The organism is Paraburkholderia sp. Ac-20340 (assembly GCF_017104965.1).
Taxonomy (GTDB): Bacteria; Pseudomonadota; Gammaproteobacteria; order Burkholderiales; family Burkholderiaceae; genus Paraburkholderia.
Genome location: NZ_JAAGPR010000001.1, coordinates 30,661 through 44,686, shown reverse-complemented (window position 1 = coordinate 44,686; position 14,026 = coordinate 30,661). Strand labels below are relative to the sequence as shown.

Below are 14,026 nucleotides of genomic sequence, written 5' to 3'. Positions count from 1 at the left end.
ATCGCGAAATGGGAGAAAAACTATTCGCCGATACAAAAACAAAAACGCACTACCGATTATTTAAATCGCAAAACACAGACACAGCTCCCGGCATATCCGGCGAGGATGACCGAGACGAAATGTTCGCGCAACCTACCCATATGAACAGGTCGAAAATGATCTGCAAACCATCCGCGCAACTTTCAAAAAACGCCACCGCCCATCCACAGAAATCGCTATCCGATTATGCGAATTCCCTTTCGCATCGATTAACAAATTCGCGCTGAATATCGCATTCGCATGGCGTTTCATTACCCAGGTTTACCTGTGTTACGGCCAGCCCCGTAACACGGAACATGAGCCATTACGTTACGCCCAATGTCGCGCGCATCGTTACGTTCGTTGTGCGCACATCGGTCTCTCGCACGGCAGCAAAGTGCTCAAGTGCAATCGCCTTGCAACGCCCGCCCCATAACGATCCGGCACCCGTCGCGTCCTTCCCGCCGCGATTCCTCAGTCGAAATGGCACACCTGTTGCGTTAGAAGCAGTGCAGCAATCGGGCACAGCGTCGGTACAAGGCGCAAGCGGCCGCCTCTCACGGCCGCGCCCGACCTTCGGCCTGGAGGGGACAAGTTTTCAAGCCACGGGCCGGCACATTGCAGGCGGCGCGACGCATCGGTACGCGGCGCGGCCCTGGCGAAATCGAGTGCAGCCATCCTGGATGCGATACGCCCAACAGGCGTCATTTCGCTATCCGGCCGGCTGCGGGTGCGTTCGTCGCGTTCGTCTTTTTGGCATTACATGCGGGGGGAAAATCTCATGTCCGTCGAGAAGCAGGTATTGCCACTACCGGGTGGCCTCAAAGTCTATGTCGAGCATCATTGCTTCGATCCGTCGTTCGATACCGTGCTGCTGGTCAATGGCGCACTGGCGACCACCGCGTCGTTCGGCCAGACCATCCGCTATCTGGGCGAACGCGTGAATGCGCTCTGCTTCGATCTGCCCTACGCGGGCCAGTCGCGCGAGCACAACGTATGCGACTACGCGCTCACCAAGGACGACGAAGTCGACATCCTCATGCACATCGCCGATCGCTTCCGTCCGGCGTACCTGCTGTCGGTTTCGTGGGGCGGCGTGGCTTCGCTGTTCGCACTCGCGCGCGGTTGCGCCAGCGTACGCCGCGCGGCCATCGCGTCGTTCTCGCCGTTCCTCAACGCCGCGATGACCGATTACGTCACCCGCGCGCGCGACCATATCGCCGCTGGCGAAAACCTGCAGGCGGCGCAGCTACTCAACGACACCGTGGGCCGCCATCTACCGCGCATCATGAAGCTCTACAACTACCGCTATCTCACGCGTCTGCCGCGCGACGAACAGGATCAGGTCGCCTTCCACGTCGATCAGATTCTGGCGATGGAACCGGAGCGCTATCTGAATGAGTTTCGCCATATCGATTGCGACGTGAAATTCGTCAACGGCGATCTCGACGACTACACCACTGCCGCCGATGTGCGACGCCTCGGCGATTACGTGCGCCACGCCGAATTCTCGACGATTCGCGGCGCAGGCCATTTCCTCGATCTCGAAGGCCGCGCGCAGCAGGAACAGATGCGCACGGTGCTGTGCGACTTCTTCTGCGGCGAGCGCGAGACCTTCACGCCCATCGCACCGATCCCGCAGCTTTCGCCGGTCGCCAACTCCAGCGTGCCGCAGCGCCTGCCGTTCCAGGTGCCCGTGCTTTCCTGAGCCGCAACGCTCGAACCCATCGTCAAGGCCCGCTCATGAATATCGTGCAAAGTATCGCCATCGTCGTACCGTGGCTTCTGTGGCTTGCGTACTGGATCGCGACGGCGCAAGCCGTCAAGACCACCGCGCGCAAGGAAGCGCGCAGCGCGCGCACCTGGCAATCGATTCCGCTGATCGTGGGCGGCGCGCTCGTGATCCTGCCCGATCCCTCGTTCGATGCGCTGCTGCCGGACTGGTCGCATCTGGGCGCAGTGCAGTTCGGCGGACTCGCGCTGCTCGTGGCCGGCTTGCTGTTTTCGGTGTGGGCGCGCCTGCATCTGGGCACGAACTGGAGTGTCTCCGTGACGCTCAAGGAAGGCCACGAACTGATCCGCAGCGGCCCGTATGCGCTCGTGCGCCACCCGATCTACACCGGTTGCCTGATCGCTCTCGCGGGTTCCGCGGTCATCGGCGAAACCTGGCGCGGCGCGCTGGGCGTCGTGCTGATTTTCGCTTCGCTGGCCTTCAAGGTGCGTGTCGAGGAAAGCTGGCTCACCGGTCATTTCGGCGATGCCTACGCGCGCTACCGCCGCGAAGTCGCCGCGCTGATTCCCGGCATCTACTGACGCGCGCGGCGGCCCGATGGCACAGATCATCATCACGGCGATCGGCTCGGCGGGCGACGTGCATCCGCTGCTCGGCGTCGGCCGTGCGCTGGCTGCGCGCGGTCATCGCGTCGTGTTCTGCACGCATCCTCCATTCGAGCCGGCGGTGCGTCGCGAGGGCTTCGATTTCGTCGCGATCGGCCTTGCCGAAGACTACACGGCCGCGCTCGCGAATCCTGCGCTCTGGCATCCGCGTACCTCGTTCAAGACGCTGTGGGCCTTGATTGCGCCCGTGCTGGAACCGCATTACGAGGCGCTGCACGCCAGGCTCGACGCGAATACAGTCCTGGTGGGCACACTCTGGGCCTTCTCCGCGCGCCTCTTGCAGGAGCAATACGGCACGCCATACGTGTCCGTACAGGTTTCACCATCGACACTGCTTTCGGCGCACGCGCCGCCCGCGCACAAGCGCCTGACGATTCCACGCGGCCTGCCCTTGCCGATCAAGACCGCGCTGATGACGCTGATCGAGCGCGCCGTACTCGACGCCGTGTGCGGCCCGCATCTGAACGCGTTGCGCGTGAAGCTCTCGCTGCCGCCCGCGAAGCGCATCCTCGGCCGCTGGCTGCATTCGACCGATGGCGTGCTCTGCCTCTTTCCCGACTGGTTCGCGCCGCCACAGCCCGACTGGCCCGCGCAGCACACGCTCAGCGGCTTCCCGCTCTTCAACGATCTCGACGATGGCGCGCCCGACGCGGAACTCGAAGCCTTCCTGGCCGCCGGCGAGCCGCCCGTGGTCTTCACCGCCGGATCGACGCTGGTGGACGGCGCGCACTACGCGCAAGCGGTCCTGCACGCCTTGCGCGCGACCGGCACGCGCGGCCTGCTGCTAGGCGGCGACAGCGCCCCCGACGATGCCCAGCGCGGCCGCGATATGCCGCGCCAACGTCTGCTGCATCGGCGTTATGTGCCGTTGCGCGCGCTGCTGCCGCGTTGCCGCGCGCTCGTGCATCACGGCGGTATCGGCACCGCGTCGCTCGCGTTCGAAGCGGGCATTGCGCAAGTGGTCACGCCGTTCGCGCACGATCAGTTCGACAATGCACAGCGTGTCGCCGATGCGGGCTGCGGCGTGCGTCTGGATGCGCCGTTCACGAACGCCGCGTTGGCGCACGCGCTCGCCCGCGTGCTGCATGATTCGCGCATCGCCACGCGCTGCGCACAGACGCGCGGCAAGCTCGCGGCCTCGCCCGACGGTTGCGCCGAAGCGGCGCGCTTCATCGAACGCTTCGCGCCATCGGCCACGCAGGAAACGGCGCATCAGCCAGCGCACGAAGCCGTGCCTGCGCCCATGCTCGCGGTGGTTCGCGCATGAGCACCGCACCGTCCTTCGCGCTGCCGGAACGCCACGCCACGCGCGGCTTGCGCCTTGCGCTGCTGACTTTCGCGCTCTCGCTGGCCACCTTTATCGAAGTGCTCGACTCGACGGTCACCAACGTGGCCGTGCCCGCTATTTCGGGCAGCCTGGGCGTGGCGAACAGCCAGGGCACGTGGGTGATCAGTTCGTACTCGGTGGCGGCCGCCATCGCCGTGCCGCTGACCGGCTGGCTCGCGCGCAGAATCGGCGAAACGCGGCTTTTTATCGGCGCGGTGCTGCTGTTCACGCTCACTTCGCTGATGTGCGCGCTCGCCGCCGATCTGCACGTGCTGGTGATCTGCCGCGCCTTGCAGGGACTCTGCTCCGGGCCGATGGTGCCGCTCTCGCAAACCATCCTGCTGCGCACCTTCCCGAGCGACAAACGCACGCTTGCGCTCGCGCTATGGGGCATGACTGTGTTGCTTGCGCCGATCTTCGGCCCCGTGGTGGGCGGCTATCTGATCGACGTGTTCTCGTGGGAATGGATCTTCCTCATCAATTTGCCGATCGGGCTTTTCTCTTTCGTTGTCTGTGCAACCATGCTGCGGAAGGACGCAAAGCGCGGCGAACGCGTGCCGGTCGATTACATCGGCATCGCGCTGCTTGTGATCGGCGTGGGCGCATTGCAGGCGATGCTCGATCTCGGCCACGACGCGGGCTGGTTCGATTCCACGCTGATCGTCACGCTGGCGATTGTCGCCGCGCTCGCGCTGGTGTCACTACTGCTCTGGGAAGCCGGCGAAGCGCAGCCCGTGATCGACCTGAGCCTCTTTCGCGATCGCACGTTCTCTTTCTGCGTACTCATCATCTCGCTCGGCATGGCGAGTTTTTCGGTGGTGGGCGTGGTGTTCCCGCTCTGGCTACAGGCCGTGATGGGCTACGACGCTTTTCACGCGGGGCTTGCCACCGCGCCGCTCGGCATTCTTGCGCTGGTGTTCTCGATCCTCGTCGGCCTGTACGCGCATCGCTTCGACGCGCGCGTGCTCGCCACCTTCGGCTTTCTCGTGTTTGCCGCCGTGCTCTGGTGGGACACGCATTTCACGCTGACGATGACGTTCACGCAGATCGTCACGCCGGGGCTGATTCAGGGCATTGGCCTGCCCTGCTTTTTTATTCCGCTCACGGCCGCCACGCTCTCGCGCGTGCCCGATCACAAACTGGCTTCCGCATCGAGTCTGTCGAATTTTCTGCGCACACTGGCCGCCGCTTTCGGCACCGCGATGAGCGTCACGCTCTGGGATCATCGCGCGACGTTTCACTATGCAACGGTTTCGCAATCGGTCACGAAAGAATCGGGCGGCACGCAGCATTTCGTCGATACGCTGCATGCGATGGGCGTGACCGGTGCGCGCGAACTGGGCGCGCTGCATCAGATCACGATGCAGCAGGCCTACATGATGGCAACGAGCGATATGTTCTTCATGGCCAGCGTCACCTGCGTGCTGCTGGCCGCGTTGATGTGGCTGACACGACCTAAACGGGGCGCGGCAATGACCATCGGCCACTGAATTAAAAACACACAACGATAACAACACATCAAACCACGAAAGGAACCACGCGATGCGGGCAGGTGCACTCGTCATTCTCTTTCACCCGAGCGGCAAACAGCTCGCGCGGCTACGCGCGTTGCGTGAAGCGTGCGCGGCGCTCGTGGTCATCGACAATACGCCTCAGGCCGACGCAAGCGCGCGCGAAGCCGCCAGGCGCGACGGCTATACGCTGATCCATCACGGCAATCGCGGCGGCATTGCGGGCGCGTACAACGTGGGGCTGACGCATCTGTTTGCGCGCGATCCGAAGATCGACGCCGTGGCGTTGTTCGACCAGGACTCCGTGGTCCCGCCCGCCTATTTCCCGACAATGGACGCACTCGCCGCGCGGCTTGCCGGACGCGCATTCATCGCCGGGCCGCGTATCTTCGATGAAAACGACGGCCGCTTTCTGCCCGAACTCGCGACCAACGGTATTGGCGTGCGTCGTTTGCAGGTAGACACGCAACAAGGCACGCCGGCGCCCATGCGTTGCGCGTTCCTGATTTCGTCGGGCAGCTTTGTATCGCGCGAAGCGTGGAAAGCGCTCGGACGCTTCGACGAAGCGCTGTTTATCGATCACGTCGATACCGAATACTGCTTTCGTGCGCTCGCACGCAACGTGCCGCTTTATCTCGTGCCCGCGCTGGTGTTGCGCCATCGCATCGGTGCAAAGGCGCGGCGGCGTGTTGGCCCGCTGGAAATCGCCACGATGAATCACGCGTGGACGCGCCGCTATTACAGCGCGCGCAATGCCATGCAGATTGCGATTCAATATGGCCCACGCTTTCCTGTCGCACTCGTGCCGAACCTGCTGACGCTCTGGCAGATCGTTCAGATCGTGTTGGGCGAACAGGACAAGCGCGCCAAACTCAAAGGGATTTTCTACGGTTTGCTCGACGGCTTTTTAGGCCGGCTCGGCCCGCTCGATGCTTCGCAGCCGCGCTGGATTCGCCGCGTCACGCTTCAGGAGCGGCGCGGATGAACACGCCAAAAAGTGCCGTTTTAATGGCCCTCTGCGCTGCAACGCTGCTAGTCTGCGGCTGCGCGCCGACCATCATGCCTGCCTTGCAACCGCACACGCCCGACGTGAACGCGCTCTCGCGCACCATGGCCGACACGCCGCAATCCGCCAGCGCCACGGCCTGGCCCGCGCCCGACTGGGTGCGTCAATTCGGCGATCCGCAACTCGATCAACTGGTCGCGGAAGCCTATGCACATAACCCCGACCTGCAGATCGCGAAAGCCCGCATTGGCGTGGCGCAGGCGCAATTGCAGCAGTTTTCATCGCTGACGGGACTCACGGCGACAGCAGGCGCAAGCGTCAACAAGGCGCGCATGCCGCAATCGAACGGCGTCGCCAATGTCTCCGCCAACGGCTACGACGTACCGGTGCAGTTATTTAGCGATCCTGTTCAATCACCGTCCTCCATTTTCGTGGGACTCAATTATCAGCTCGATCTCTGGGGACGCAATGCTGCGGCCACGCGCGGCCTGCTCTCGTTGCGCGATGCCGCGCGCGTCGATGCAGAACAGGCCCGCCTGACGCTGGCGATTGCCATCGTCTCGCTCTATTGCGATCTCGACCAGGCCTACGCGCTGCACGATCTGTGGATCGAAAAGCGCGACGCGAGCGACCAGATCACGGCGGTGTTACGCGAGCGCGCGGCGCGCGGCATCGACAACGGCTACGACGCCGACGACGCCGCCGTGCGCCGCAACAAGCTCATCACGCAGATCGAACTCGCCGACGAACGCATTCACCTCGCGCAGTTGCAACTGGGCGTGCTCTCCGGCGGCGGCCCCGAACGCGGCCTTTCGCTGACGCGGCCGCGCCCCGCCAATCTCGTCGATACACCGCTGCCCTCGCGTCTTTCCGCGGATCTGCTCGGGCGACGGCCCGATATCGTCGCGGCGCGTTTGCGCGTGGAAGCCTCGTATGCCGCCATCGACGGCACGCGCGCCGAGTTCTATCCCGACGTCAATCTCGTGGGCTTCGCCGGTCTGCTCGCGCTCACGCCCGGCGCGATGTTCTCGCGCCAGGCGCTCGCGGGCTCGGTCGGGCCCGCCGTGTCGCTGCCGGTGTTCGATCGCGGCCGCCTCAAGGCGAAACTCTCGGGCGACGCCGCCAATGCCGATGTCGCCATCGGCCTCTATAACAAGACCATCGACTCGGCGCTGGGCGACGTCGCGCGCACGCTGGTCTCGCTCAAGACCGTGGACCGCCTCGTGAGCGGCGAGCGCGATGCCGCCGACGCCGCGCAGCGCTATGTCTCGATCGCCGAAGAGCGGCACCGGCGCGGCCTGCTGATGCAAAAGGACGTGAACACCGCGAAGCTCACGCTTTACGACGAACGCGCGCAACTGATCGATCTGCAGGCGCAACGGCGCACGCTGCGGGTGGCGTTGATCGGCGCACTGGGCGGCGGCTTCGACGAGCGCACGCTGCCGGGACCGGCGATCTCGCACTTCGATGTGGCGTTTCCCTCGCATGACCGATTGACAGATCGGGCCGCAGATAAGCCCGGCGATCAAACCAACCTCACGCATTTCAATTAAATGCACCACGACCACACCAACCTGCACCCCGACCCCGCCACGTTCGGCGCGGATGCGGCCGCACTCGCCCGCAAGCGCGCGACGCGCAAACGGCGCTTCGCGATCTTCGGCTCGGTGGCGGCCGTGACGGCCATCGCCGCCGCGCTCTACTGGTACACCGCGGCGCGCTTTCGCGAAGACACCGACGATGCCTATGTCGCCGGCAACGTCGTGCAGATCGCCGCGCAAACGGCGGGCACGGTCATCGACGTCCTCGCCGCCGATACGCAACGCGTGCGCGCCGGCCAGCCGCTCGTGCAACTCGACGACGCCGAAGCGTCCGTCGCCCTGGCGCAGGCAAAGGCGCAACTCGCGCAAGCCGTGCGGCAGACCGCCAACGCGCGCTATTCGGCGACGATGTACGCCGAAGCGGTCAAGGCGCGTCAAGCCGATCTGGATCTTGCGCAGCGTGCGTTGGCGGCGCGCGATCATGCCTCGGTGGAAGTGGTTTCGCCCGAAGAACTGGCTCGCGCACGCGCGGCGGTGACCGGCGCGCAGGCCCAGCTTGGCGCCGCGCAGGCGCAACTGGATGCAGCGCGCGCGATGGGCAGCCGCCTCGCCGTCGAAGACAATCCGGGCGTCATTCAGGCCGTCGCGCAATTCAAGCTGGCATGGCGCAATCTGAAGCGCACCACCATCGTCGCGCCTATCGACGGCGTGGTGGGACAGCGCACCGTGCAGATCGGCCAGCAGGTCGGGCCCGGTCTCGCGCTGCTGTCGCTCGTGCAATTGCACGGTTTGTGGGTGGAGGCCAATTTCAAGGAAGGACAGATTCGCAATATGCGCGTGGGTCAACCCGTCATCATTAATTCGGATATCTACGGATCGAAGGTGAGCTATCGCGGGCGCGTGGAAGGGTTTTCCGCTGGCACGGGCAGCGCGTTTTCGATGCTGCCGCCGCAGAACGCCGCGGGCAACTGGATCAAGGTCGTGCAGCGCGTGCCCGTCGTGATTTCGATCGACCCGGACGATCTCGCCGCGCATCCCTTGCGTATCGGGCTATCGATGAAAGTACGTGTCGATACGCACGAACGCGATGGACATCTGCTGGATTCGGATACGCCGTTAGCCGCGCTCGCCACGCGTGTGCACGACGGTGTGGCAAGCGAAGCGCAAGCGGCGGCGGAGAAAGTGATCCGCGAAAATCGGGGCAATTGAAAGCGCGCGAGTGTCCGGTTTGTGCCTGGTTTGTGCCTCAATACCAAGGCACATCCGTGACCTCCGCCCCCGTCACCTTGACGATGAACTCCAGAAACGCCCGCACTTTCGCCGATGGATGCCGCCGCGACGGATAAAGCGCGTAAAGCGGAAAACGCTCGTCGGGCCAATCGGGGAATAGATCGATCAGCTTGCAGCTATCGAATAGCGGTTGCGTGCCCAGCGCCATGATCTGCGCGATTCCGTGTCCGGCCAGACACGCGCCATGCATCGTCGATACATCGTTGACGGTCAGCCGCCCGCGCGCGGCGATCACCACTTTCCTGCGCGGCCGGTGAAACTCCCACACGAACGGCCGCCCCGTTTCTGGATCGCGGAACTGGATGCATTCATGCGGTTCGCGCTCGAGGTCAGCAGGCTTGAGCGGCCTGCCGCGCTTCTTCAGATAGCCCGGCGAAGCCGCAGTGACGATGCGCGTCTCCAGCAGCTTGCGCGCCACCAGCGTTGACGGGCGCGGCACGCCGAAACGCACCGCCAGATCGAAGCCATCCGCAATCATGTCGCCGAGTTCGTCGCGCGTGATGAGGTCCAGCTCAAGCTCCGGGTAGCGCTCGACAAATTGCCCGATGCGCGGGCTCAGCACGATCTTCGAGAAAAACGGGTCGACATTCACGCGCAGTTTGCCGCGCACGGCGTTCGCCCCGCCCGCTGCGCTCGCCGCCGCCTGCTCCAGACCTTCGAGCAGCGGCACGACCTGTTCATAGAGACGACGGCCTTCGTCGGTGAGCGTGACGGTGCGCGTCGTGCGATCGAACAGGCGAATGCCGAGCCGCGCTTCCAGCCGCGCCACCGAACGGCTCACGCCCGATTGCGACATATCGAGCCGCTCCGCCGCGCCCGCGAAACTACCGCTATCGACGATAGCGGTCAGCACGCCCATACCGTTGAGAATGCGTTCGTCGAAGGACATCGTGGTTTCCTCTTCCATGTCTACGCGTTGTAGCGTCATGCCATTGTGTCATGAATCAAATGCCATTCATGTCATGGATTCCCAGGCCCGCCGCGCACACAATCCAGTCCGTCGAATCCTTTTATTCCTTTTCCGAACTGGAGCAAGCCGATGTTTGCAATTACAGGCATGACAGGTCAGGTTGGCGGCGCGCTCGCGCAGACGCTCATCGAACAGCAGCAAGCCGTGCGCGCCGTGGTGCGCAACGCGCAAAAAGCCGCAACATGGGCGGCGCGCGGCTGCGAAATCGCCATCGCCGATATGAACGACAGCGCGGCATTGCGCCAGGCTTTCGAAGGCGCACAGGGCGTGTTCGTGCTGCTGCCGCCGGTCTTCGATCCGTCACCGGATTTCGCCGAATCGAAACGCACGATCGCCGCCTTGCACGAGGCGCTGCGCGCCGCGAGGCCGCAACGCGTGGTCGTGCTCTCGACCATCGGCGCGCAGGCAACGCAACCGAATCTGCTCAATCAGCTTGGCCTGATGGAAACGGCCTTGAGTCAATTGCCGATGCCGGTCGCCTTTTTACGCGCGGCCTGGTTCTTCGAAAACGCCGCATGGGACGTGGCATCCGCACGCGAATCGGGCGTGATCGAAAGCTGGCTGCAACCGCTCGATAAACCGGTGCCGATGGTCTCCACCGCCGACATTGGCCGCGTAGCCGCGCAGTTGTTGCAGCAAACCTGGAGCGGCGTGCGCGTGGTGGAACTGGAGGGACCGCGCCGCGTCACGCCCAACGACATCGCCGCAGCCTTCGGTACGGCACTCGGCAAGCCGGTGAAAACAACCGCCGTTCCGCGCGATCAGTGGGAAGCGCGCTTTCTGGCTCAAGGCATGCTTCATCCTGCTCCGCGCATGCAAATGATCGACGGCTTCAACGAAGGCTGGATCGAATTCGAGGCGCCAGCCGAATCGCTCAAGGGTCGCGTCACGCTGGAAGCTGCCATCAAGGAACTCGTTGCACGCAACGCGTGATGCCGCCCCTCGCGCGCGAAACTGGCCTTACGCTGGCTTCAATATGGCGAACCGGTCATCTGCGCAGGTTTATGCATGCCGCGGGGAACGTTCGCTGCCCGATGCGCTCGTACGGGCATGGGCAGCGCGACATCGCGGTGGCTGAATTCAATGCGCGCGCACCTGTCACGTTGCCTTCCATACCTTTCATCGAACGATCGCGTGCACGGCTGCGTGCGATCTGCTTGCTGTCGAGGGACACATGGAAGCGCGTCAGGGGCGTTCAATCGAAGTCGATTTTTTCCGCGGTATCGTGCTGATCGTGATCGTGCTCGATCACATTCCGGGCAGCGCGCTCTCGCATGTGATGTTGCATGCGTATGCCTTATGCGATTCCGCCGAGGTGTTCGTTTTTCTCGGCGGCTATGCATCGGCGGCGGCTTATATGGCGGTGCACGCGCATCGCGGCGCGAGTGCCGCCAAGGGCCGCTTTTTGCGCCGTAGCTGGGAAATCTACCGCGCCTATCTGCTTACGGCGCTGCTTACGCTGCTCTCGGGCGCGCTGCTTGCGATGCTTCATATGAATCCGCTCGCCGCCGATCTGAGCGGCTGGGGACCGTTCGCGCTGCATCCGCTGCGCGAGTCGCTGAACATTCTCGTGCTCGCACGCCAGCCGTATCTATCCAGCGTGCTGCCGATGTATGTCATATTTGCGTTGTGCGTGCCCGCCGCCGTGCCGTTTGCCCGCCGCGCGCCGTTGTTCACGCTGGCCGCGAGCCTGCTGATCTGGGTGATCGCCCCGCAGCTTGCCGCGCTGTTCAGTGCCGGACACGTCGCCGACTGGTCGTTCAATCCGTTCGCCTGGCAACTGATGTTCGTGTTCGGCATGCTGTGCCGGCTGCATCCGGTGCCCGCCGATTTCAAGGCGTCGGAGGCCGCGCGCTGGCTTGTGCGTATCGCCTTCGCAGCCGTGGCGGCGTTCGCGGCGGTGAAACTGCTCGTATTGACTCAACCTTTGCCTGGAGCCATGAAACAGCATCTGGCGTTCTCCCGTGTCGTCAACTTCATCGTGATCGCGATGGTGGCCGCGTATTTCGTGCATCGCGGCACCATTGCGCGGCTGGCCGCACGCCTGCCGTCGGTGGTGACAGTCGGGCGCACGGGCCTGGTGTGTTTCGTGGGCGGCACGCTGATTTCGCTCGCCGTCGATACGGCGACACCGCACGCGCTGCACGGCGCGGCGGCGTTCGGCGCAGCACTCGCGGGCGACGCCGTGGCGATCGGCGCGACGCTGATGCTTGCGCACGCCTGGCGCGGCATGGCCGGGCGGCAAAAGGCGCGCGTGGCGAGCCACGCCGAATCCAAACGCCGGGCCGGTTGCGGATGAAGCAAAGCGGCTTGCAGGCATTCAACCGTTTGAAGGCGACCCACCACGCCGCGCTTTTACTCGCGCTCGCGCTGAGCACGCAGGCTCACGCCCAGCGCTCGCCCGCGCTGCCGCTGCATTGCACCGACCTCACGGGCACGCTGTTGCCGCCGGCCAGCATCGGCCTGCCCACCGGCGGCGCGCTCGTGCAAAGCGCCGTGATGATCGGCGCGACCGCTACCGGCAATCTTGACGGCGACTATTGCCGCCTGACCGGCGTGATCCGCCCGCAGACGGCCGGCACGCCCGATATCCGCTTCGAACTCAATCTGCCGAGCCGCTGGAATGGCCGCGCGGTGCAATTCGGCGGCGGAGGCTATAGCGGCATTGTCGTGACCGGCACCGGGCCGACGCCCTTCTCGCCCGACCGCGCCCCGCTCGCGCGCGGCTACGCCACCTTCGGCGACGACTCGGGCCACAACGGCGATTCCTCGCAGGCGAATTTCGGCCTGCTCGACGAAGCCGTGACCAACTTCGGTTACGCGCACCTGAAAAAAGTGCATGACGTCGCGCTCGCGCTGATCGAGCGCGGTTATGGCCGCACGCCCGAGCATATGTATTTCGCGGGCGGCTCCACGGGCGGCCGCGAAGGCTACACCGTGATCCAGCGCTATCCCGACGACTACGACGGCGTGATCGCTAACGCCCCCGCGCTGAACTTTTCGGGCGTGCGCCTGATGGGCGTAACGGTCGGCCAGCGCGAGTACCGCACGCCGGGCGGCTATCTCTCGCCGCTATTGCTGGAACATGTGTACGAACGCGCGATGCAGGTGTGCGATACGCTCGACGGCGCCGCCGACGGCATCATCAGCGATGTCGAAGGCTGCCGCGCAAAGGAAGCCGGGATCATCGAATCGCTGCGCTGCCCGGCCTATGAAGCGGGCGCGCCCGTGGCCGCCGACGAATGTCTCACGCCGCCGCAACTCGCAACGCTCGAACATCTGCGCGACGGCTTGCGCCTGCCATATCCGCTCGCCTGGAATGTGGACCGCTATCGCGGCTACAACGTCTTTCAGGGCGTGCGCTTCACCAGCATGCTGGGCCTCGCGCACGAACCCGAACGCCTGCCGCGGCCCACTTTCGTGGCGAACGGCTACCTGTTCGCGCAAGGCGATGCGTACATCAAATACTTCGTCACGCACGACCCGACCTTCGACGCGATCAACTTCGACGTGACGCGCCCGGGCCGCTATCAGCAGCGTCTTTACACGCTTTCCGCGACCATCGGCGCGATGAATCCCGACATCACGCACTACCTCGCGCGCGGCGGCAAGCTCATCACGCTGCAAGGTCTCGCCGATGAAGTCATCAGCCCGAATCAGACCATCGCCTATTACGACAGTCTGATCGCACGTTACGGCGAAGACCGCGTGGACAGCTTCATGCGGCTCTACATGGTGCCGGGTTTCCAGCACGGCAACGGCGTGTTTATTCCTTCGGTCGATCTGCTGGGCGCACTGGACGGTTGGGTTTCGCACGGCGTCGCGCCGGAAACGCTGCTCGCCACCGATATCGCGCAGCCCAGCAACGGGCGCACGCGCCCGCTGTGCCGCTATCCGGCGTTTCCACGCTATACGGGCAAAGGCAATCTCAATCGCGCCAGCAGCTACGTGTGCGCGACCTCGTAA

General features: G+C 64.4%; 11 protein-coding genes. 10 read left to right on the top strand and 1 reads right to left on the bottom strand.

What is annotated here, in order from left to right; translation table 11 throughout:
* The first annotated feature begins 799 nt into the window (after window positions 1-799).
* Genes G3N59_RS00200 through G3N59_RS00170 form a run of 7 tightly spaced genes read left to right on the top strand, consistent with a single transcriptional unit; the run spans window position 800 to window position 9,009 of the window.
* On the top strand, window positions 800-1,726 hold the full coding sequence (locus tag G3N59_RS00200) for an alpha/beta hydrolase (protein ID WP_205980462.1): 927 nt from the start codon (window positions 800-802) through the stop codon (window positions 1,724-1,726).
* Window positions 1,727-1,761: 35 nt separating this feature from the next.
* Window positions 1,762-2,331: an isoprenylcysteine carboxylmethyltransferase family protein gene (locus G3N59_RS00195; RefSeq protein WP_205980461.1), complete on the top strand. Its 570-nt coding sequence runs from the start codon at window positions 1,762-1,764 to the stop codon at window positions 2,329-2,331.
* A gap of 16 nt (window positions 2,332-2,347) precedes the next feature.
* Window positions 2,348-3,682: a nucleotide disphospho-sugar-binding domain-containing protein gene (locus G3N59_RS00190; RefSeq protein ID WP_205980460.1), complete on the top strand. Its 1,335-nt coding sequence runs from the start codon at window positions 2,348-2,350 to the stop codon at window positions 3,680-3,682.
* On the top strand, window positions 3,679-5,232 hold the full coding sequence (locus G3N59_RS00185; protein ID WP_205980459.1) for a DHA2 family efflux MFS transporter permease subunit: 1,554 nt from the start codon (window positions 3,679-3,681) through the stop codon (window positions 5,230-5,232). Before G3N59_RS00190 ends, G3N59_RS00185 begins: the two co-directional genes overlap by 4 nt.
* Before the next feature lie 52 nt (window positions 5,233-5,284).
* Window positions 5,285-6,238 carry a glycosyltransferase family 2 protein gene (locus G3N59_RS00180; protein ID WP_205980458.1) on the top strand — a complete coding sequence of 318 codons (954 nt, stop codon included), beginning with the start codon at window positions 5,285-5,287 and terminating at the stop codon, window positions 6,236-6,238.
* Window positions 6,235-7,812: an efflux transporter outer membrane subunit gene (locus G3N59_RS00175; protein WP_205980457.1), complete on the top strand. Its 1,578-nt coding sequence runs from the start codon at window positions 6,235-6,237 to the stop codon at window positions 7,810-7,812. The genes G3N59_RS00180 and G3N59_RS00175 overlap by 4 nt, the downstream gene beginning before the upstream one ends.
* Window positions 7,813-9,009: an efflux RND transporter periplasmic adaptor subunit gene (locus G3N59_RS00170; protein WP_205980456.1), complete on the top strand. Its 1,197-nt coding sequence runs from the start codon at window positions 7,813-7,815 to the stop codon at window positions 9,007-9,009. It abuts the gene before it with no gap.
* 37 nt (window positions 9,010-9,046) lie between these two features.
* Here the strand turns inward: G3N59_RS00170 and G3N59_RS00165 are convergent, their stop codons facing one another.
* A complete protein-coding gene (locus G3N59_RS00165; protein ID WP_205981042.1) occupies window positions 9,047-9,979 on the bottom strand; it encodes a LysR family transcriptional regulator in 933 nt (310 codons plus the stop codon).
* A 150-nt stretch (window positions 9,980-10,129) separates the two neighbouring features.
* Here G3N59_RS00165 and G3N59_RS00160 point away from each other — a divergent pair, with 150 nt between their 5' ends.
* The 3 genes from G3N59_RS00160 to G3N59_RS00150 all read left to right on the top strand — a co-directional run bounded on the left by G3N59_RS00160 (window position 10,130) and on the right by G3N59_RS00150 (window position 14,026).
* Window positions 10,130-10,993: an NmrA family NAD(P)-binding protein gene (locus G3N59_RS00160; RefSeq protein WP_205980455.1), complete on the top strand. Its 864-nt coding sequence runs from the start codon at window positions 10,130-10,132 to the stop codon at window positions 10,991-10,993.
* A gap of 241 nt (window positions 10,994-11,234) precedes the next feature.
* A complete protein-coding gene (locus G3N59_RS00155) occupies window positions 11,235-12,359 on the top strand; it encodes an OpgC domain-containing protein (protein WP_205980454.1) in 1,125 nt (374 codons plus the stop codon).
* 11 nt (window positions 12,360-12,370) lie between these two features.
* Window positions 12,371-14,026: a tannase/feruloyl esterase family alpha/beta hydrolase gene (locus tag G3N59_RS00150; protein WP_241023099.1), complete on the top strand. Its 1,656-nt coding sequence runs from the start codon at window positions 12,371-12,373 to the stop codon at window positions 14,024-14,026.